The organism is Pseudomonas sp. NFX71 (assembly GCF_048079215.1).
Taxonomy (GTDB): domain Bacteria; phylum Pseudomonadota; class Gammaproteobacteria; order Pseudomonadales; family Pseudomonadaceae; genus Aquipseudomonas; species Aquipseudomonas fluorescens_B.
In genome coordinates, this window is the sequence record NZ_CP182230.1 from 3,200,572 (window position 1) to 3,219,936 (window position 19,365).

Sequence of the window (19,365 nt, forward strand, 5' to 3'; positions counted from 1 at the left end):
CGAGATGAGAAGCGCCACGCATCCGTCTTATAAATGAAACACCGCCCTCGGCTATACTCCCCGGCATTTGAAATGGCCCCGAGGACTGACTGTGAAGAACTGGACGTTGCGCCAACGCATTTTGGCGAGCTTTGCGGTGATTATCGCCATCATGCTGCTGATGGTCGTCGTCTCGTATTCGCGGTTGCTGAAGATTGAAGCGAGCGAAGCCAGCGTTCGCGACGACGCGTTGCCCGGTTTGTATTACAGCTCAATGGTGCGTAGCGCCTGGGTAGACACTTACCTGCAAACCCAGGAAATGCTCGGCTTGAAAGAAGGGCAGGGTTTTAGCGCTGAAGAGGCCGAAAAATCCAAAACCTATCAAGCGCACCTGCAGGAGCAGATGGCCCGATATCAGGAAACCGTGACGACCGATGAAGACAAGGTCGAGTACGCCGTCTTCGAAAAGCTCCATGAGAACTACCACAAAGTCCTGGCCGCAGTGCACGACCTGCACAAGCGTAATCAGGAGGTCGAAGCCATCAAGATGTTCAACGAGCAGCTGACCCCGGCCTGGACCGCAGGTCGCATGAAGCTCAACGACATCATTCGCGAAAACAAAGCAGTGGCAGATGTTGATGTTGCGAACATCGATGATGCCGTGATCACCGCGAAAGTCATCATGGGCATCTCCCTGCTGGTGGCGATATTGGCCGCCGGCCTCTGCGGTCTGTTGCTGATGCGCGCGATCATGGCGCCGATGAACCGCATCGTGCAGATCCTCGAAATCATGCGCACCGGCGACCTCAGCAGCCGCTTGAACCTGGAGCGCAAGGACGAATTCGGCGCCGTGGAAACCGGCTTCAACGACATGATGACCGAGCTGACGTCGCTGGTGTCCCAGGCTCAACGCTCGTCGGTGCAGGTCACCACGTCGGTCACCGAGATCGCCGCCACCTCCAAGCAACAACAAGCCACCGCTACGGAAACCGCCGCCACCACCACGGAAATCGGCGCGACATCCCGTGAAATCGCCGCCACCTCGCGGGATCTGGTACGCACCATGACCGAAGTGTCCACCGCTGCCGATCAGGCCTCGGTGGCTGCCGGTTCCGGACAGCAGGGCCTGGCGCGGATGGAAGAAACCATGCATTCGGTGATGGGCGCAGCCGATCTGGTCAACGCCAAACTGGCGATCCTCAACGAAAAGGCCGGCAACATCAATCAGGTGGTGGTGACCATCGTCAAGGTCGCCGACCAGACCAACCTTCTTTCCTTGAACGCGGCCATTGAAGCCGAGAAGGCCGGTGAATACGGCCGCGGGTTTGCCGTGGTCGCCACCGAAGTGCGGCGTCTGGCGGACCAGACCGCCGTGGCCACTTATGACATCGAGCAGATGGTGCGCGAGATCCAGTCGGCGGTATCGGCGGGGGTCATGGGAATGGACAAGTTTTCCGAAGAAGTGCGCCGCGGCATGTCCGAGGTGCAGCAGGTCGGCGAACAGCTGTCGCAGATCATCCATCAGGTTCAGGCGCTGGCGCCGCGGGTGTTGATGGTCAACGAAGGCATGCAGGCCCAGGCCACCGGTGCCGAACAGATCAACCACGCGCTGGTGCAGTTGGGCGATGCCAGCAGCCAGACCGTCGAGTCCCTGCGCCAGGCCAGTTTTGCCATCGACGAACTGAGCCAGGTGGCCGTCGGGCTGCGTAGCGGCGTTTCGCGATTCAAAGTCTGATGAGCGAACTCACGGCCAAACGCACCGCCGTGAAGCCGGCGATGCAGGCGTTGTTTCTGCTGTTTCGCATCGGCAGCGAACGCTATGCCCTGCAAGCGATCGAGGTGGCGGAAGTGCTGCCGCGTCTGCCGTTGAAGCCGATTCCCCGCGCACCGGACTGGGTCGCCGGAGTGTTCGCCTATCGCGGCGCGGTGGTGCCGGTCATCGACCTCAGTGCGCTGACGTTCGGTTTGCCGGCTCAGGCCCGCACCAGCACGCGCCTGGTGCTGGTCAATTACCGCCCGGACGAAACCGTTGACGCGCAGTTGCTCGGGCTGATCCTGGAACAGGCGACCGACACGCTGCGCTGCAACCCGGCGGATTTCCAGCCTTATGGCCTCGACAATCGCCAGGCGCCTTACCTCGGACCTGTTCGCGAAGATGCGCAAGGTTTGCTGCAATGGGTGCGTGTCGCTGACCTGCTGGATGAACAGGTTCGCGCACTGCTGTTTCCGTCACCGCCACTGGATCCGGCGTTGTTTGAGGAGCGGCCATGAGCAGCGACCAGCGGTTTTTCGATTTTCTCAAGGAACGCATCGGCCTCGACGTAACCTCGGTGGGCCCGGCGATCATCGAGCGTGCCGTGCGCCAGCGCAGCACTGCATCGCGGTCGCAGACGGCCGATGAGTATTGGCACACCTTGCAGAGCTCGCTGGATGAGCAGCAAGCGCTGATCGAAGCGGTGATCGTTCCCGAAACCTGGTTTTTCCGTTACCCGGAATCCTTTGCCACCCTGGCGAAACTGGCGACCAAACGCCTGACCGACATCAACCACATGCGTGCGCTGCGAATCCTCAGCCTGCCGTGTTCCACTGGCGAAGAACCCTATTCCATTGCCATGGCGTTACTGGATGCCGGATTCAAGCCACACCAGTTCAAAGTCGAAGGCATGGACGTCAGCCCGCTGTCGGTGGAAAAAGCCAGGCGCGCGCTGTACGGCAAGAACTCGTTTCGTGGCCAGGACCTTGCTTTCCGCGAACGGCATTTCAGCGTTGCGGACGATGGCTACCGCCTCAGCGAGCGAGTCCTGGAACAGGTGCGTTTGCAGGTCGGCAATCTGCTGGATCCGGCGTTGCTGGCCAACGAACCACCGTATGACTTCGTGTTCTGCCGCAACCTGCTGATCTATTTCGATCAGCCGACTCAACAACAAGTCTTCGAAGTGCTCAAGCGTCTGACCCATGTCGATGGTGTGCTGTTTATCGGCCCGGCCGAGGGCAGTTTGCTGGGGCGCTTTGGCATGCGCTCGATTGGCATTGCGCAGTCTTTCGCGTTCAGTCGCCAGAGCGCCCCGGCGCCTGAACCTGTTCCAGCCTTTGTGCCGACACGGCTGCCGGCGCGCCAGCCGGTGCGCAGCGTGACGCCGCCGCCCGTTCGCAACCGGCCTTTCGCAACCGTGACGCCGCTGCCGTTGGTGGTGAAAGCCGTCAACCCGGACGCCGCCACGTTGCTGGCCAACATCGCCGCACTGGCCAACGAAGGCAAAAGCGCCGAAGCTCGCGCCGCGTGCGAACGCTATTTGCGCAGCCATGAACCGGTGGCCCAGGTGTTTTACTGGCTCGGCCTGCTCAGCGATGTTGCCGGCAGTGCTTTCGAAGCCCAGGGTTTCTATCGCAAGGCGTTGTACCTCGAACCGCAACATCCCGACGCGTTGATGCACCTGGCGGCCTTGCTGCAATCCCAGGGCGACACGGCGGGCGCCCGACGATTGCAGGACCGCGCCGCCCGCAGCGAGCGCGTAGACAGTGAGCGCAAACGATGACCGCCGACACCTTTAGCCTCACCCATGAAGATGCCCAGGCCATCGACGATTGCTGGAACCGCATCGGTATCCACGGCGACAAGTCCTGCCCGCTGCTGATCGACCATATTCACTGCCGCAACTGCGCGGTGTATTCGGCCGCCGCCACGCGTTTGCTTGACCGCTACGCGTTGCAGCAGGATGACTGCGGGCAAGTCTCGGTCGCGGTCGAAAGCGATGTGAAAACCCGCTCGCTGTTGATGTTCCGCCTCGGTGAAGAATGGCTGGGCCTGGCCACCCGCAGCCTGGTGGAAGTGGCGCCGCTGCAAGCCATCCATTCCCTGCCGCACCAGCGCTCCCGGGCCTTGCTTGGCGTGGCGAACGTGCGCGGCGCGCTGGTGGCGTGCCTCTCGCTGGTGGAACTGCTGGGGCTGGACGCCACCAGCAGCGTGGCTTCAGGCGCGCGCGTGATGCCGCGCATGTTGATCATTGCCGCCCACGGGGGGCCGGTGGTGGTGCCGGTGGATGAAGTCGACGGCATCCATGCCATCGACGAACGCACCCTCGACGCGGCGTCCCTCTCCGGTAGCCAGGCGAGCGCCAAATACACCCGTGGCGTGTTGCAATTCAAAGGTCGCAGCCTGCGCTGGCTGGATGAAGAACAGTTGCTGTCCGCCGTGACCCGGAGCCTCACATGACCCCCGAGCAAATGCGCGACGCCTCGTTGCTGGAACTGTTCAGCCTGGAAGCCGAAGCCCAGACCCAGGTGTTGAGCGCGGGTCTGCTGGCGCTTGAACGCGATCCGACCCAGGCCGTGCACCTCGAGTCGTGCATGCGTGCGGCCCACTCGCTCAAGGGCGCGGCGCGGATCGTCGGGGTCGATGCCGGGGTCAGCGTTGCCCATGTGATGGAAGATTGCCTGGTCAGTGCCCAGGAAGGCCGATTGTATCTGCGCCCCGAGCACATTGATGCCTTGCTGCAGGGCACCGATTTGCTGATGCGCATCGCTACGCCGAACAACGGGCCAACGCCGGCGGACATCGATAGTTATGTGGGCTTGATGGGGCGTCTGCTGGATCCGCTGGCACTTGCCGCGCCGATCAGCACGCCGATTGCGCCATTCATGACCGGTCCGGAAGTCCCATCCCTCGAACGGTTGACTCCAGAAATCGAGCCAGTCATCGCCGCGCCCGAAGCGCCGGAGGTGCCAGCCGAGCCCGTCGCACCGCGTAACACCAAGCGCACCACCGAAAACGGCGAGCGTGTCTTGCGGGTCACGGCCGAACGCTTGAACAGCCTGCTCGACCTGTCGAGTAAATCCCTGGTGGAAACCCTGCGGCTCAAACCGCACCTGGCCACCATGCAGCGTTTGAAACGCCTGCAGAACAACGGCCTGCGGGCACTGGAAAACCTCAACGTCCACCTCAAGGAGCAGGCCTTGAGCCTGGAGGCCCGGGAAGCCCTCGAAGATGCTCGGCGGTTGCTGGCGGAATCCCAGCAATTGCTGGTGGAAAAAAACGCCGAACTGGATGAGTTCGCCTGGCAGGCCAGTCAACGGGCGCAGGTGTTGTACGACACTGCGCTGGCCTGTCGCATGCGGCCGTTTGCCGATGTGCTGACCGGCCAGGTGCGCATGGTCCGTGACCTGGGTCGCAGCCTTGGCAAACAGGTACGTCTGGAGATCGAGGGCGAGAAAACCCAGGTCGACCGCGACGTTCTGGAAAAACTCGAAGCGCCGCTGACGCACCTGCTGCGCAATGCCGTCGATCACGGCATTGAATCCCCGGGGCAACGGTTGCTGGCCGGCAAACCTGAAGAAGGTTTGATCCGCCTGCGCGCGTCCCATCAGGCCGGTCTGCTGGTACTGGAATTGAGCGATGACGGCAACGGCGTCGATCTGGAAAAGGTCCGCCGCAGCATCATCGAACGTCAGTTGTCTCCGCCGGAAACCGCCGCGCAGTTGAGCGAAGAGGAACTGCTGACGTTTCTGTTCCTGCCGGGTTTCAGCCTGCGGGACAAGGTCACCGAAGTGTCTGGGCGCGGCGTCGGGCTGGACGCGGTTCAGCACATGGTTCGTCAGCTGCGCGGCGCGGTGGTGCTGGAGCAGGCGGCGGGCGAGGGCAGCCGTTTCCACCTCGAAGTGCCGCTGACGCTGTCGGTGGTGCGCAGTCTGGTGGTGGAAGTCGGCGACGAGGCGTATGCGTTTCCGCTGGCTCACATCGAGCGCATGTGCGATCTGGAGCCGGCGGACATCGTGCAGGTCGAAGGCCGTCAGCACTTCTGGTACGAAGGCCGGCACGTCGGATTGGTCGCCGCAAGCCAATTGCTCCAGCGCCCGGCAAATCAGAACAGTCACCAAACGCTCAAGGTCGTGGTGATCCGCGAGCGTGATGCGATCTACGGCGTCGCGGTCGAGCGGTTCATCGGCGAGCGCACGCTGGTGGTTTTGCCGCTGGACGAACGTCTGGGCAAGGTGCAGGACATTTCTGCCGGCGCCTTGCTCGACGACGGTTCGGTGGTGCTGATTGTCGACGTCGAAGACATGCTGCGGTCCGTGGATAAACTGCTCAATACCGGTCGCCTGGAACGTATTGCCCGCCATAGTAATCAGGCGCCCGAAGCGGCGCGCAAACGGGTGCTGGTGGTCGACGATTCGCTGACCGTTCGCGAGTTGCAGCGCAAATTGTTGGTCAATCGCGGCTACGACGTGGCCGTGGCGGTGGATGGCATGGATGGCTGGAACGCCCTGCGTTCGGAGGATTTCGATCTGCTGATTACCGATATCGACATGCCGCGCATGGATGGCATCGAACTGGTGTCTTTATTGCGCCGGGACAATCGATTGCAATCGCTGCCGGTTATGGTGGTGTCTTACAAGGACCGTGAAGAAGACCGTCGTCGTGGACTGGACGCCGGGGCCGACTATTATCTAGCCAAAGCCAGTTTTCATGACGACGCCCTGCTTGATGCAGTGGTTGAGCTCATCGGAGGAGCGCGGGCATGAAAATCGCAATCGTCAACGACATGCCCATGGCGGTAGAGGCTTTGCGCCGTGCCTTGGCGTTTGAGCCAGCGCACGAGGTGATCTGGGTCGCCGGCAATGGGGCCGAAGCGGTGCAACGTTGCGTGGAAAACACCCCGGACCTGATCCTGATGGACCTGATCATGCCGGTGATGGATGGCGTCGAGGCGACCCGACGGATCATGGCGGAGACGCCGTGCGCCATTGTGATTGTCACGGTCGACCGCCAGCAGAACGTGCATCGGGTGTTCGAGGCCATGGGGCATGGGGCGCTGGATGTGGTGGATACGCCCGCGATCGGTGCCGGCAATGCCCAGGAAGCCGCGGCGCCGCTACTGCGCAAGATCCTGAACATCAGCTGGCTGATCGGCGGCAAGGGTAATCAGGTGCGACCCGCGCCGAGTCCGTTGCGCCACTCGGGCTCCCGACAGAAATTGATCGCCATCGGTTCGTCCGCGGGCGGCCCTGCGGCGCTGGAAGTGCTGCTAAAGGGCTTGCCGCGAGATTTTACGGCGGCCATTGTGCTGGTCCAGCATGTCGACCAGGTGTTCGCCGCCGGCATGGCCGAATGGCTCAGCAGTGCCAGCGGCCTTAACGTGCGCCTGGCCCAGGAGGGGGAGCCGCCGCAGCCGGGCACCGTGTTGCTGGCCGGCACCAACCACCATATTCGCCTGCTGAAAAACGGCACGCTGGCGTACACCGCCGAGCCGGTCAACGAGATCTATCGGCCCTCGATCGATGTGTTTTTCGAGAGCGTGGCCAGTTACTGGAACGGCGATGCCGTGGGTGTTTTGTTGACCGGGATGGGGCGCGATGGCGCGCAGGGGCTTAAACTCATGCGTCAACAGGGCTACCTGACCATCGCTCAGGACCAACAAAGCAGCGCAGTCTATGGCATGCCGAAAGCGGCAGCGGCCATCGACGCGGCTGTGGAGATTCGCCCGCTGGACAAGATAGCGCCACGATTGCTGGAGATTTTCGCCAAATGACTACGCTTAGCAGCAATCCTGGTCCAGGTAGTACTCAGGTGACCGAACATGACTGACTTACAGCTCGACGGCTTCAAAACCGACGAAAACGCCGCGATGGTGTTGTTGGTGGACGATCAGGCCATGATCGGCGAGGCGGTTCGCCGCGGGTTGTCGAATGAAGAAAACATCGACTTCCACTTCTGCGCCGATCCGCATCAGGCGATTGCCCAGGCAATCCGGATCAAGCCGACCGTGATCCTGCAGGATCTGGTCATGCCCGGCCTCGACGGCCTGAGTCTGGTGCGTGAATACCGCAATCACCCGGCCACCAAGGATATTCCGATCATTGTGCTGTCGACCAAGGAGGACCCGCTGATCAAAAGCGCGGCATTCGCGGCCGGGGCCAATGATTATCTGGTGAAACTACCGGACAACATCGAGCTGGTGGCGCGTATTCGCTATCACTCGCGCTCCTACATGACCCTGTTGCAACGCGATGCGGCGTACCGCGCGTTGCGGGTCAGCCAGCAGCAATTGCTCGACACCAACCTGGTGCTGCAACGCCTGATGAACTCGGACGGCCTGACCGGGCTGTCGAACCGTCGTCACTTCGACGAGTACCTGGAGCTGGAGTGGCGCCGTTCGTTGCGTGATCAGAGCCAATTGTCGTTGCTGATGATCGATGTGGACTACTTCAAGTCCTACAACGACAACTTTGGCCACCTCGAAGGCGACGAAGCCTTGCGCAAGGTCGCCACAGCCATCCGTGACGCCAGCGCCCGGCCTTCGTACCTGCCGGCCCGTTATGGCGGTGAAGAATTTGCGCTGGTCCTGCCCAACACCACGCCGGGGGGCGCGCGACTGGTCGCGGAGAAACTGCGCCAGACCGTGGCCGCGCTGAAGATCCCGCACATTTCACCGACCGAAGGCTCAAGCCTGACCATCAGCATCGGCCTGTCGACCATGACCCCACAACCGGGCGCCGATTGCCGGCAATTGATCTCGGCGGCGGACAAGGGGCTGTACCTGGCGAAGAACAATGGGCGTAATCAGGTCGGCATCGAGTAACCCGCGACCGGATCTCCGCCTGGCAAATTCCCCCTGTGGCGAGGGAGCTTGCTCCCGCCGGGTCGCGCAGCGGCCTTTTTCACCGAAGGGACTGCTGCGCAGTCCAGCGGGAGCGAGCTCCCTCGCCACAGGTTGCTCGGTGTCCGCTTTAATCAATCGCCGCTAAAGCCGCCAGGCGGGCTGCCGAGACAGTCTGATTACGTTATACTCGCCGGCTTTCAAAAGTTCGCCAACGAGTGCTGCCCGCCATGGAAATCAACCCGATCCTTAACAGTATCAAGGACCTGTCCGAGCGCTCCGAAACTATTCGGGGGTATCTTTGACTACGATCAAAAGCATGAGCGTCTGACTGAAGTCAATCGCGAGCTTGAAGATCCGTCTGTCTGGAACAACCCGTCGTACGCTCAGGAACTGGGCCGCGAGCGGTCCCTGCTGGCGCAGATCGTCGAAACCCTCGACGAAATGCACACCGGCCTGGCCGACGCCAAAGACCTGCTGCTGATGTCCGCAGAGGAAGAAGACCAGGCCGCCGTCGATGACGTCGCCGCCGAAGTCGAGCGTCTGCGCGAGTCCCTGGAAAAACTCGAATTCCGTCGCATGTTCAGCGGTGAAATGGACGCCAACAACGCCTACCTGGACATCCAGGCCGGCTCCGGCGGCACCGAGGCCCAGGACTGGGCCAACATCCTGCTGCGCATGTACCTGCGCTGGGCTGACAAACGCGGTTTCGACGCGACCATCATGGAACTGTCGGCCGGTGAAGTCGCCGGGATCAAGGGCGCCACCGTGCACATCAAGGGCGAATACGCCTTTGGCTGGCTGCGTACCGAAATCGGCGTGCACCGTCTGGTGCGCAAGAGCCCGTACGACTCGGGCAACCGCCGTCACACCTCGTTCTCGGCCGTGTTCGTGTCGCCGGAAATCGATGACAACATCGAAATCGACATCAACCCGTCGGACCTGCGCATCGACACCTACCGCTCCTCCGGTGCCGGTGGTCAGCACGTAAACACCACCGACTCGGCCGTACGGATTACCCACGTACCGACCAACACCGTGGTCAGCTGCCAGAACGAACGCTCCCAGCACGCCAACAAAGACACCGCGATGAAAATGTTGCGGGCGCGCTTGTACGAGCAGGAAGTGCAGAAACGCAATGCCGCCTCGCAAGCCCTGGAAGAGACCAAGTCGGACATCGGCTGGGGTCACCAGATCCGCTCCTACGTTCTCGATGCGTCGCGAATCAAGGATTTGCGCACTAACATCGAACGCAGCGATTGCGACAAGGTGCTCGACGGCGACATCGACGAATACCTGGTGGCGAGCCTGAAACAAGGGCTGTAACCGCCAGTCAAGACCTCAAGTCCCCCGTCATCGGCGGGGGCAACGAACCTGTGATGGAATTTTTAAAGACATGAGCGACCTAGAACTCGACCCGCAAGCCCTGCAACAGGAAGAAAACTCCCTGATCGCCCTGCGCAAGGAAAAGCTTGCCGCCGAGCGCGCCAAGGGCAATGCCTTCCCGAACGACTTCCGCCGCGACAACTACTGCGAAGACTTGCAGAAACAGTACGCGGACAAGACCAAGGAAGAGCTCGCAGAGGCTGCAATCCCGGTCAAGGTTGCCGGTCGCATCATGCTCAACCGTGGCTCGTTCATGGTGATCCAGGACATGTCCGGTCGCATCCAGGTTTACGTCAACCGTAAAACCCTGTCCGAAGAAACCCTGGCGGCGGTGAAAACCTGGGACCTGGGCGACATCATTGCCGCCGAAGGCACCCTGGCCCGTTCCGGCAAGGGCGACCTGTACGTTGAAATGACCAGCGTGCGCCTGCTGACCAAATCCCTGCGCCCGTTGCCCGACAAGCACCATGGCCTGTCCGACACCGAACAGCGCTACCGCCAGCGTTACGTTGACCTGATCGTCAACGATGACGTACGCCAGACCTTCCGCGTGCGTTCGCAAGTGATTGCGCACATCCGCAGCTTCCTGATGAAGCGCGACTTCCTCGAAGTCGAAACGCCGATGCTGCAAACCATCCCGGGTGGCGCGGCCGCCAAGCCGTTCGAAACGCACCACAACGCGCTGGACATGGAAATGTTCCTGCGTATCGCGCCTGAGCTGTACCTCAAGCGCCTGGTGGTTGGCGGTTTCGAGAAAGTGTTCGAGATCAACCGCAACTTCCGCAACGAAGGCGTTTCGACTCGCCACAACCCTGAATTCACCATGTTGGAGTTCTACCAGGCGTACGCCGACTACGAAGACAACATGGACCTGACCGAAGAACTGTTCCGCGAGCTGGCGCAGCTGGTGCTGGGCAGCACCGACGTGCCGTACGGCGACAAGGTGTTCCACTTCGGCGAACCGTTCGTGCGTCTGTCGGTGTTCGACTCGATCCTCAAGTACAACCCTGAGCTGACCGCTGACGACCTGACCGACATCGAAAAGGCCCGCGCCATCGCCAAGAAGGCCGGCGCCAAGGTGCTGGGCTTCGAAGGCCTGGGCAAGCTGCAGGTGATGATTTTCGAAGAGCTGGTCGAGCACAAGCTGGAGCAGCCGCACTTCATTACCCAGTACCCGTTCGAAGTGTCGCCGCTGGCCCGTCGTAACGATGACAACCCGAACGTCACCGACCGTTTCGAGCTGTTCATCGGCGGCCGTGAAATCGCCAACGCCTACTCCGAGTTGAACGACGCGGAAGACCAGGCGGAGCGCTTCATGGCGCAGGTGGCCGACAAGGACGCCGGCGACGACGAAGCCATGCACTACGACGCTGACTTCGTTCGCGCGTTGGAGTACGGCATGCCGCCAACGGCGGGTGAAGGGATCGGCATCGACCGCCTGGTGATGCTGTTGACCAACTCCCCGTCGATCCGCGACGTGATCCTGTTCCCGCACATGCGGCCGCAAGCGTAAGTGTTTCAATTAAAAAGCCGCCTGAAATGGGCGGCTTTTTATTGCCTGTCTGGTACAAACGTATCAATTGGTTACTTTTGAAGTAAGAGAGGAATACCTGCCGTGAATCGCGCAATGGCTCAAGAAGGTGCAGCGGGTGTCGCCACTGCGGTCGCTGAAAGTGTTCAGTACCAGGGCCGCAAGGCCAGCCGCCAGGGCAGTGAGCAGCGTCGACAGGACATTCTCGATGCCGCCATGCGTATTGTCGTGCGCGATGGCGTGCGGGCCGTTCGTCACCGTGCGGTCGCCGCTGAAGCCGGTGTGCCATTGTCGGCCACCACCTACTATTTCAAGGACATCGATGACCTGCTCACCGATACCTTCGCCCAATACGTGGAGCGCAGCGCGGCGTTCATGGCCAAGTTGTGGGTCAACAATGAAGGCCTTCTGCGCGAGATGGTCGTCAGCGGCGACGGCAGTGCCGAATCGCGCTCGCAACTGGCGGATGATATTGCGCGGTTGATGGCGGACTATGTCCATCGGCAACTGATCAACCGCCGCGAACACCTGATGGCCGAGCAAGCGTTTCGTCAGGAAGCGTTGCTCAACCCCCGCCTGGCGGAGTTGGTGCGCTCGCACCAGCAAATTCTCCTGCAGGGCACGTGTCAGCTTTTCCAGGTTTTGGGTTCCCGTGAACCCCAACAAGATGCCAAAGTGTTGACGGCGATTATCGGACGGATGGAATATCAGGGGCTGCTCAACGAAGCCGAGCCTGCCGCCGAAGCCGAAATGCTCGGCATCCTGACGCGGTACATGCATTTGGTATTGGCATCGGTGTGATCCATTGTGGTGCCCGCTTCCACAGGTTCGGTGGCCACATCAAGCCGGCGTATGTTTCAAAGGGAGTGTTGAATGAAAGCCTGGCGCGTCGTTGTGATCGCCTTGTCGTTCCTGCTGCTCAGTGGCTGCCTGGTGACTTTCAAGGAGCCACTGCCCACGAGCGACCCTGCGCCCAAGGGATTACTCGGCAAATGGACCAGCACCAACGCCTGGGGCGAACCGATGAACCTGGAGCTGACACGTATCGGCGACAATCGCTATCAGGCGGTCAGCTACTTCAAGGCCAAACCCAAGGAGCGCGAAGCCTATCCCTTCACCGTCTCGCGCCATGGCAGCCGCTGGTACCTGTCGGCGAAAGTGCCGGCGCAGTTCGGCGGGCATTTCACCATTGCCGGTTTTGAACTCACCGACAAGCACGAACTGGTGGTCTACAACCTCGACCTCGAGCAGATCAACCAGGCCCTGGGGCAGAAAGCTCTCAGCGGCGAGGGCTTTCAGACGGACGATGGCGACGGCGTGCTGATCAACACCGACATGGATCAGGTCTTCGCTTACCTCGATGATCCGGCCAACTCCGATGTCTTCGTCGAGGCCGTGCGCTATCAGCGCCTGGCCAAAGCCAAATAAACCCAGCACATAACGGTTTCTTACAGGAGTTTCGGGTGGACGATTACCAGCAGACGATACGCATGTTGTCCGATCGCATTGTGCTGGCGCAGACGCCGATTCGCGTCCTGGATGCGGTGAAGTGGGACGAAAGCATCCGCAAGGGTTTCCTCAAGGGCAAGGGCAAGGAAATGCCGGCGGTGGACCGCGATTACTACCTCAATCGCCCGCTGTCGTTCGATTCCAGCAAAGTGAAGCTGGAGTTCCAGAACATCGAGCGTGACATCACCCGCCAGCTCGGCCAGTTCAACCCGGTCGGCCAGATCATGCGGCGCATGTGCAAGGAATACCGGATGGTGGTGCGCATGCTCGAAGCACGCGGCACCGAGGACTTCGGCCTGATTTCCCAAGAGTTGTACGGCGCGGCGTCCGATGCGTTTCACGCGGGGGACCCGACCCTGTCCGACCTGGGCCTGATGCTCTCCGATTACCTGAACAACATCGATGGCCGGGGCGATCTGAAGGATGAACCGAAGATCCTAACCGCCAAGGATGCCGTGCATTTGCTGCAAACCCGGCTGAGCAAAGTGTTTGGCGAGGCCGAGGAAACCATTCGGGTGTTCGAGTCCGACGGGATTGTTGCCGATGCGGCGGCCGGCGCCGACTACATCAAGATCCGCACTGACGCGATGTTCAACGAGCGCGACGTACGCGCCCTCGAAGTCCATGAAGGGCTGGTGCATGTCGGCACTACGCTCAACGGTCTGAACCAACCGATCTGCACCTTCCTGTCCAAGGGGCCTCCGTCGTCGACCGTGACCCAGGAAGGCCTGGCGATCCTGATGGAAATCATCACCTTCGCCTCCTACCCGAGCCGTCTGCGCAAACTGACCAACCGCACCCGCGCCATTCACATGGTGGAGGAGGGCGCAGACTTCCTGCAGATCTTCGAGTTCTTCCGCGAACAGGGCTTTGAGATGGCGGAAAGCTACGGCAACGCCAGTCGGGTTTTCCGTGGTTCGGTACCGAACGGTCTGCCATTTACCAAAGACTTGTCCTACCTCAAGGGCTTTATCATGGTTTACAACTACATTCAGTTGGCCGTGCGCAAGGGCAAGCTTGAGCAAGTGCCGTTGCTGTTTTGCGGCAAGACCACGCTGGAGGACATGCGCACCTTGCGCCAGTTGGTCGATGAAGGATTGGTGGTGCCGCCCAAATATCTGCCGGAACAGTTCCGCGACATGAATGCGTTGTCGGCGTGGATGTGCTTCTCCAACTTCTTGAACCACCTGAGCCTGGACCGGATCGAAGCGGATTACTCCAATATTTTGTGACGATAATGCAATCTACTGTGGGAGCGAGCCTGCTCGCGATAGCGGCCTGACATTCAACATTGATGTTGCCTGATACACCGCTATCGCGAGCAGGCTCGCACACAGGGGAAAGGTGTATTTCCACCCAAATTTTCGCGGAGTTTCAACGGATGAGAATCCTCGGCATCCTTTGCCTTCTCCTGACCCTCGGCGGTTGCAGCTCCTTGCTGTTCTACCCCGAACCCGGCCAGTTGTTCACCCCGGAAAAAGCCAAACTCGAATACCGTGACGTGACCCTGGTCACCGCTGATGGCCTCAAGCTGCACGGCTGGTGGCTGCCGGCGAAAAAAGGCGTCGAGGTCAAAGGCACGGTGCTGCACCTGCACGGCAACGGCGGCAATCTGCCCATGCATCTGGGCGGCAGCTGGTGGTTGCCGGAAGAGGGCTATCAAGTGCTGCTGATCGATTATCGCGGCTACGGTTTGTCCGAAGGCGAACCGAGTTTGCCGGCGATCTATCAGGACATCGACGCCGCGTTCAAATGGCTCGACCAGGCGCCGGAGGTCAAAGGCAAACCGCTGATCCTGCTCGGGCAAAGCCTCGGTGGCTCAATGGCCGTGCACTACCTGGTTCAGCATCCCGAACGCCAGAAACAACTCAAGGCCTTTGTCCTCGACGGGGTGCCCGCCAGTTATCGCAGCATCGGCCAGTTCGCCCTCAGCAATTCCTGGCTGACCTGGGCGTTCCAGGTGCCGCTGTCGTGGCTGGTACCGGACGGTGACAGCGCGATCCACTCCATGGAGCAGCTCAATGGCGTGCCGAAACTGATCTACCACAGCATCGACGATCCGATCGTGCCTCTTTCCAATGGCATCCGTCTGTATCAAGCTGCGCCGCCGCCGCGGGTGCTGCAACTGACCCGTGGTGGGCATGTGCAGACGTTCGCCGACCCGGTCTGGCGCAAAGTCATGCTGCGATACCTCGATGACCCGCAGCATTTCAACGGTCTGCGCCGCCTGGGTGAAATCCCCAATTACCCGGCACCCCCGAATTCAGAAGATGAACCACCAGAGAGCCCGCAATGAGTGAAGAACGTAACGCCATCCCGCTGATCATCACCGGTATCTGCAGCATCCTCGGCACCGTGGGGGCCCTGTGGTGGTACGGCTACCTGCACTTCGCCAAACCCGAGGACGCGCTGCTGCTGAGCGAATTCACCATGCTCAAGACCGTGCCGGGCGAAGACTACAAAGTTTCCCTGGAGCCGGCGGCGCAAGTGGCGCAGTGCATCGATGGCGTGCTGGTCATGTTCGACACCGAGCAGAAAGGCCTGACCGGTGTGTTGGTCAACAGCAAGAGAAAAGCCGTGCGCTGCATGGGGCAGGAAACGCCACAGAAGCTGGAGCCGTAGAAAGCGGCATAACGGCTCCCCTTCGGTCAACAGTGATTGAAGGGGACCGTTGGTTCATTTATTTACCCGTACGAGCAAAACAACCTAGGGGGCGACTTCAAAGTCGACGTAGTTGTACGGCGATGGGTTGAGGCCCATGACTTGCTGTACGCGCCCCTCGTACTTGCTGGCTGGTAATTGCGCTAGTGTTGAACTCCAGACTCCCGTGGCGTCTGCAACGGTGTTGATCACGTTCCACTTGCTTTCCCCAGACTTTCTATAGCCAATGACCATCCAGGCGCCGGGAGAACCCGTGCCTGAAAAAACGATGGGGTTTTGAGCGGCTGGCGCTCCCGCTACAGGTTTTTGAATGTTGGGCGGCGGTAAAGCCGTGAAGCAACCAGGCAGTGCCTCTCCGTTCACCGCAACGGCAAAGATCGCTCCTTGATCAGAACGTGAACAAAACCCGACAGAGATTTTTGCCTCCTCATCTTTCAAAATTCTGTTTCCTAACAGTGTCGGATCAGCTGTGGAAGCTGTTTCCGGTGTGGCGTCCAGTTGTGTGTTCAAAACAGCCGTTCCCATATTGGTGTACCTCACCCAGACGCCGTTGACTCGATTGTCAGAAGGTGGAAAGTTGTCGAAAGGCGTCGGTTTGCGGTATTCAAAAGCCAGTTGTGTTGGCGCCAACCCCGGACGATTGATGAGGTACAACTGCGGACCCTCCTGACCCAGTACACCCAGGCGATAGAGGCCGGTACGTTCGATCACGGCAACTTGCTTGTTATCCAGCCAGCCGGAATACCAGCGGTTGTTCGCAGGGTAGAGTGTTGCTCCACCTGAAACCGTATCTCCCGTGTCGCCATACCCATTCCTGGTGCAGTTGGCTGGGGCTGTCACAGTGTCGCCGTCTGTCGGGCATCGGGAGTACGTGTACCCATGGGAATATCCCAGGTTATGTCCGAACTCATGTTTGAACAAATGTGGGCTACCTTGACCGTAAACACCCATGTACCGCCCAGGTACATAAGCACTTGCCATCCCCCTACAAGAAATGACATTGATCAGATAATCGAAATTTTTCGGATCAAGCCCATGTGCCCTCGCAGCTTTCTCTCCTTCTGCAATGGACAATGCCATCGGATAAGACGGCCCCCCGCTTTGACATTCTTCCGGCCGAGGACCAGAGGTATAGGAGATTACCTGGCCTTCCAGGGTCAACTTTCCGCCTGACGCAGCCAGGATGTAGGTGCGTAATGAATTTGGGTCTGTAGAAAGGGTATCTTTTAGGGTTAGAGGCGTATCCAGAATGGTTTCACCTTGCCAGTTAACCACGCTGACCAGAACCTTTTTGACCCCTACAACGGGTCGCTGATTGACGCCCGGCTTGGGCAAGGGAATGTCGTTGGGTATGGCGTCTCTATCGTCATACGCAAAATCATTCAGACGTCCATCGTGCTGCACGCAGCCTGCAAGGATTGACGCTATACAAAACATCACTGTTTTACGCATGATTCGGCTCCCTATGCACTCAAAAAGTACGTGAGCCAAACTAAATGCGAATAGAGAACTCGACAACTGTCATAAATGACAGTCGTAAAAAAGCCCCGCCTGATCAGATCAGGCGGGGCTTTTGCGTTTCAGCGGGTTCAGCCTAGTTCGAGCTGACTGCCGAACGCGGGATCACCGGCTGGTTGTCGTTGGAAATGGTCACTTCCACGCGACGGTTCATCGCACGACCCGAGACGCTGCTGTTTTCAGCAACCGGGTATTCCATGCCGTAACCCTGGGCAACAATGCGCGCAGGATCTACGCCCATCTTCACCAGCGCCATGCGCACGGAACCGGCGCGACGCTCGGACAGCGACTGGTTATGCGAAGCCGTGCCGGTGCTGTCGGTGTAGCCTTCGACAATCGCCTTGCGGTCCGGGTTTTCCTGAAGGAACTGCGCCAGTTTGTTGATATTCACCAGGCCGCTGGATTTCAGATCGGCCTTATCGGTGGCGAACAGCACATCGCCGAAGGTCACCAGCGTACCGCGATCGGTCTGCTTGGCGTTCAGGCTGTCCTGCAATTGCTTGATCTGCGCATCGCGAGCATCCAGGCGAGCCTGGGCGCGTTGTGCAGAAGCGTTCTTCAGGTTGGCTTCAGCGGTGCGCAGGGCGATGGTCTGCTTCGCCACTTCAACCCGCTGATTGGTCAGGTAGGCCAGTTGATCGACCGTATGCTCGTCCTGCTTGTCCAGATAAGCCTTGTCGGCCTTGTCCAGGTAATCGCTGGCGTCCTTGGTTTCCAGCGCGGCGACTTTGCTCGCCTGCGGGTTGGCTTGCAGGCCGCTGTAGTTGGTGCGGGCCTGTTCAAGGTTCGCGTTAGGCGGCGTGGAGCAGGCAGCCAGTGCAACGCTTGCGGCCAGCAGGGCAGGGATCATCAATTGATTGCGCATGTTGGTTTCGTCCTTTTAAGTCGAGAAAGAAGTACGTCGTAGCGGCGCTTATTGCACGGTGCGCTGGCTTTCCTGACGCAGTTCCTGAACCCCTTTCTGAGAGTCCTTCACCGCTTGTTCGGCTTTCATCGCCTGGGCTTTGCGTTCGGCAACACGAGCGTCCCACTCGGCCTGTTCGGCGAGCATGCGGGCTTCGTCATACTTTTTGTCGTGCATGGCGATTTCGGCTTGTTTGAGCTTGTCCTGGGCGGACTTCATTTCAACCGCGGCGAACTCGGTACCGCCCGCGCTGACGGCGCTGTTCACGGCCGATTGGGTCACGGCGTATTGCTCGGTTGGCGGGTTACCGGCGCAACCGGCCAGAACGAAGCTGGTCCCGATCGCCAGGGCAGCCATTTTCAGACCGCGCAGGTGGGTGAACGAGGACGTGGCAGTGCTGATTTTCATGGTCTTCAACTCCATTGGAAAAACTCCTGAACAACTAAAAATCCATCCTGGGCAAGGAGCCGCAACCATCAAATTTCGAAGCCTTTTGAAACGGCCATCCCAGGCGTGGTTACTGGTTACGACCCGAGGCATTTTTTAAAAGTTCAGAGAAGATGGCCTATCGCCGGAAAAAACTTTGACCGAACGGACAAGGCTCTAAATCGGGAACTTTGGCGATGTGCAGCGGTATTCCCGGCTGTTTCGAGGTGCGGGAACATGCAATTGTTGAAGGGGACTGCGACCCCTGTGGGAGCGAGTCTGCTCGCGATAGCGGAGTGTCAGTCAATAGAAATGTTGAATGTCAGACCGTTATCGCGAGCAGGCTCGCTCCCACAAGTTACCGAGGTGAATTCAGTGCTTCTGCTTGTCTTCGCCGGAAGACAAATCATGCAAATGACGACGGGACAACGCGAGAAAACGCGGGGTTGGGCCGATGTCTTCGTACAGTGGATCGCCTTCTTCATCGGTGGCCACGATGGTCGAGCCCTTCACGTATGGAAAGCTCTTTTCCAGCTCTTCCAGCGCAGCGCCGATCAGTTCGCCGAGCAGTTCTTCGGGATGCCGTTTGGGGTACATCTCGATGATTGCCGCCAGCCGTGCGGCGGCCTCCACATCCAGATGAATCGAGTAGCCGGTGTCGGTCAGGCGACCCTTGGCGTTTTCTTCCCAATGATGGGCAAGCTCGCGGATTTTCATAAAAACCTCATGGCGCGCCAGCTCGTGGCAGGCAGGGTGAGTGTCCGGCCATGGCCGGCGAAAGCCGTTGTACGGCTTACTCTTCAGACTAGCTTGCGCGCCCAAGGTTTAAAGTCCCTTCGTCGTGTGCTTGTAAGAAG

18 protein-coding genes are annotated in these 19,365 nt (G+C 59.9%); 14 read left to right on the plus strand and 4 right to left on the minus strand.

Going from position 1 to position 19,365, the window contains the following annotated elements:
* Positions 1–91: 91 nt before the first annotated feature.
* The 14 genes from ACM1ZW_RS14680 to ACM1ZW_RS14745 all read left to right on the plus strand — a co-directional run bounded on the left by ACM1ZW_RS14680 (position 92) and on the right by ACM1ZW_RS14745 (position 15,621).
* Entirely contained in the window at positions 92–1,714 is a 1,623-nt protein-coding gene (locus ACM1ZW_RS14680; RefSeq protein WP_017336653.1) for a methyl-accepting chemotaxis protein, read from the plus strand.
* A complete protein-coding gene (locus ACM1ZW_RS14685) occupies positions 1,714–2,250 on the plus strand; it encodes a chemotaxis protein CheW (RefSeq protein ID WP_017336654.1) in 537 nt (178 codons plus the stop codon). The genes ACM1ZW_RS14680 and ACM1ZW_RS14685 overlap by 1 nt, the downstream gene beginning before the upstream one ends.
* The gene (locus ACM1ZW_RS14690; protein ID WP_414879480.1) at positions 2,247–3,515 is read left to right on the plus strand and encodes a CheR family methyltransferase; all 1,269 of its coding nucleotides are present in this window, start codon (positions 2,247–2,249) and stop codon (positions 3,513–3,515) included. Before ACM1ZW_RS14685 ends, ACM1ZW_RS14690 begins: the two co-directional genes overlap by 4 nt.
* Complete coding sequence (locus ACM1ZW_RS14695) at positions 3,512–4,192, plus strand: chemotaxis protein CheW (RefSeq protein WP_017336656.1); 681 nt, start codon at positions 3,512–3,514, stop codon at positions 4,190–4,192. The genes ACM1ZW_RS14690 and ACM1ZW_RS14695 overlap by 4 nt, the downstream gene beginning before the upstream one ends.
* Positions 4,189–6,498 carry a hybrid sensor histidine kinase/response regulator gene (locus ACM1ZW_RS14700; RefSeq protein ID WP_017336657.1) on the plus strand — a complete coding sequence of 770 codons (2,310 nt, stop codon included), beginning with the start codon at positions 4,189–4,191 and terminating at the stop codon, positions 6,496–6,498. Before ACM1ZW_RS14695 ends, ACM1ZW_RS14700 begins: the two co-directional genes overlap by 4 nt.
* Entirely contained in the window at positions 6,495–7,505 is a 1,011-nt protein-coding gene (locus ACM1ZW_RS14705) for a chemotaxis response regulator protein-glutamate methylesterase (RefSeq protein ID WP_017336658.1), read from the plus strand. The genes ACM1ZW_RS14700 and ACM1ZW_RS14705 overlap by 4 nt, the downstream gene beginning before the upstream one ends.
* A 48-nt stretch (positions 7,506–7,553) precedes the next feature.
* On the plus strand, positions 7,554–8,555 hold the full coding sequence (locus ACM1ZW_RS14710; RefSeq protein ID WP_416740757.1) for a diguanylate cyclase domain-containing protein: 1,002 nt from the start codon (positions 7,554–7,556) through the stop codon (positions 8,553–8,555).
* Between the two features lie 248 nt (positions 8,556–8,803).
* A protein-coding gene (gene prfB, locus ACM1ZW_RS14715) for a peptide chain release factor 2 (protein ID WP_139272976.1) occupies positions 8,804–9,899 on the plus strand; the annotation gives its coding sequence in 2 pieces (ribosomal slippage) (positions 8,804–8,875 and positions 8,877–9,899; 1,095 coding nt in all).
* A gap of 70 nt (positions 9,900–9,969) precedes the next feature.
* On the plus strand, positions 9,970–11,472 hold the full coding sequence (gene lysS / locus ACM1ZW_RS14720; protein WP_017336662.1) for a lysine--tRNA ligase: 1,503 nt from the start codon (positions 9,970–9,972) through the stop codon (positions 11,470–11,472).
* Between the two features lie 102 nt (positions 11,473–11,574).
* The gene (locus ACM1ZW_RS14725; RefSeq protein WP_031318424.1) at positions 11,575–12,291 is read left to right on the plus strand and encodes a TetR/AcrR family transcriptional regulator; all 717 of its coding nucleotides are present in this window, start codon (positions 11,575–11,577) and stop codon (positions 12,289–12,291) included.
* 72 nt (positions 12,292–12,363) lie between these two features.
* Positions 12,364–12,918 (plus strand): hypothetical protein, encoded by a 555-nt coding sequence (locus tag ACM1ZW_RS14730; RefSeq protein WP_017336664.1) that lies wholly within the window; start codon positions 12,364–12,366, stop codon positions 12,916–12,918.
* Positions 12,919–12,980: 62 nt separating this feature from the next.
* Positions 12,981–14,231 carry a flavohemoglobin expression-modulating QEGLA motif protein gene (locus ACM1ZW_RS14735; RefSeq protein ID WP_193393018.1) on the plus strand — a complete coding sequence of 417 codons (1,251 nt, stop codon included), beginning with the start codon at positions 12,981–12,983 and terminating at the stop codon, positions 14,229–14,231.
* A 149-nt stretch (positions 14,232–14,380) separates the two neighbouring features.
* Positions 14,381–15,295 (plus strand): alpha/beta hydrolase, encoded by a 915-nt coding sequence (locus ACM1ZW_RS14740; RefSeq protein ID WP_017336666.1) that lies wholly within the window; start codon positions 14,381–14,383, stop codon positions 15,293–15,295.
* Positions 15,292–15,621 (plus strand): hypothetical protein, encoded by a 330-nt coding sequence (locus tag ACM1ZW_RS14745; protein ID WP_414884855.1) that lies wholly within the window; start codon positions 15,292–15,294, stop codon positions 15,619–15,621. Before ACM1ZW_RS14740 ends, ACM1ZW_RS14745 begins: the two co-directional genes overlap by 4 nt.
* An 84-nt stretch (positions 15,622–15,705) precedes the next feature.
* Here ACM1ZW_RS14745 and ACM1ZW_RS14750 read toward each other — a convergent pair whose 3' ends face one another.
* The 4 genes from ACM1ZW_RS14750 to ACM1ZW_RS14765 all read right to left on the minus strand — a co-directional run bounded on the left by ACM1ZW_RS14750 (position 15,706) and on the right by ACM1ZW_RS14765 (position 19,225).
* Positions 15,706–17,112, minus strand: a complete 1,407-nt coding sequence (locus ACM1ZW_RS14750) for a hypothetical protein (protein ID WP_017336668.1) — start codon at positions 17,110–17,112, stop codon at positions 15,706–15,708.
* A gap of 142 nt (positions 17,113–17,254) precedes the next feature.
* Positions 17,255–18,043 (minus strand): OmpA family protein, encoded by a 789-nt coding sequence (locus ACM1ZW_RS14755; RefSeq protein WP_017336669.1) that lies wholly within the window; start codon positions 18,041–18,043, stop codon positions 17,255–17,257.
* A 48-nt stretch (positions 18,044–18,091) separates the two neighbouring features.
* On the minus strand, positions 18,092–18,505 hold the full coding sequence (locus ACM1ZW_RS14760; RefSeq protein ID WP_017336670.1) for a DUF4398 domain-containing protein: 414 nt from the start codon (positions 18,503–18,505) through the stop codon (positions 18,092–18,094).
* A 375-nt stretch (positions 18,506–18,880) separates the two neighbouring features.
* On the minus strand, positions 18,881–19,225 hold the full coding sequence (locus tag ACM1ZW_RS14765) for a hypothetical protein (RefSeq protein WP_008024664.1): 345 nt from the start codon (positions 19,223–19,225) through the stop codon (positions 18,881–18,883).
* Positions 19,226–19,365 lie beyond the last annotated feature (140 nt).

Coding starts and splice junctions, on each gene's coding strand:
- ACM1ZW_RS14695 (WP_017336656.1), top strand. CDS start 3,512: ATGACCGCCGACACCTTTAGCCTCACCCATGAAGATGCCCAGGCCATC.
- ACM1ZW_RS14765 (WP_008024664.1), bottom strand. CDS start 19,225: ATGAAAATCCGCGAGCTTGCCCATCATTGGGAAGAAAACGCCAAGGGT.
- ACM1ZW_RS14745 (WP_414884855.1), top strand. CDS start 15,292: ATGAGTGAAGAACGTAACGCCATCCCGCTGATCATCACCGGTATCTGC.
- lysS (WP_017336662.1), top strand. CDS start 9,970: ATGAGCGACCTAGAACTCGACCCGCAAGCCCTGCAACAGGAAGAAAAC.
- ACM1ZW_RS14690 (WP_414879480.1), top strand. CDS start 2,247: ATGAGCAGCGACCAGCGGTTTTTCGATTTTCTCAAGGAACGCATCGGC.
- ACM1ZW_RS14700 (WP_017336657.1), top strand. CDS start 4,189: ATGACCCCCGAGCAAATGCGCGACGCCTCGTTGCTGGAACTGTTCAGC.
- ACM1ZW_RS14735 (WP_193393018.1), top strand. CDS start 12,981: ATGTTGTCCGATCGCATTGTGCTGGCGCAGACGCCGATTCGCGTCCTG.
- ACM1ZW_RS14755 (WP_017336669.1), bottom strand. CDS start 18,043: ATGCGCAATCAATTGATGATCCCTGCCCTGCTGGCCGCAAGCGTTGCA.
- ACM1ZW_RS14685 (WP_017336654.1), top strand. CDS start 1,714: ATGAGCGAACTCACGGCCAAACGCACCGCCGTGAAGCCGGCGATGCAG.
- ACM1ZW_RS14760 (WP_017336670.1), bottom strand. CDS start 18,505: ATGGAGTTGAAGACCATGAAAATCAGCACTGCCACGTCCTCGTTCACC.
- ACM1ZW_RS14710 (WP_416740757.1), top strand. CDS start 7,554: ATGACTGACTTACAGCTCGACGGCTTCAAAACCGACGAAAACGCCGCG.
- ACM1ZW_RS14750 (WP_017336668.1), bottom strand. CDS start 17,112: ATGCGTAAAACAGTGATGTTTTGTATAGCGTCAATCCTTGCAGGCTGC.
- ACM1ZW_RS14705 (WP_017336658.1), top strand. CDS start 6,495: ATGAAAATCGCAATCGTCAACGACATGCCCATGGCGGTAGAGGCTTTG.
- ACM1ZW_RS14740 (WP_017336666.1), top strand. CDS start 14,381: ATGAGAATCCTCGGCATCCTTTGCCTTCTCCTGACCCTCGGCGGTTGC.
- ACM1ZW_RS14730 (WP_017336664.1), top strand. CDS start 12,364: ATGAAAGCCTGGCGCGTCGTTGTGATCGCCTTGTCGTTCCTGCTGCTC.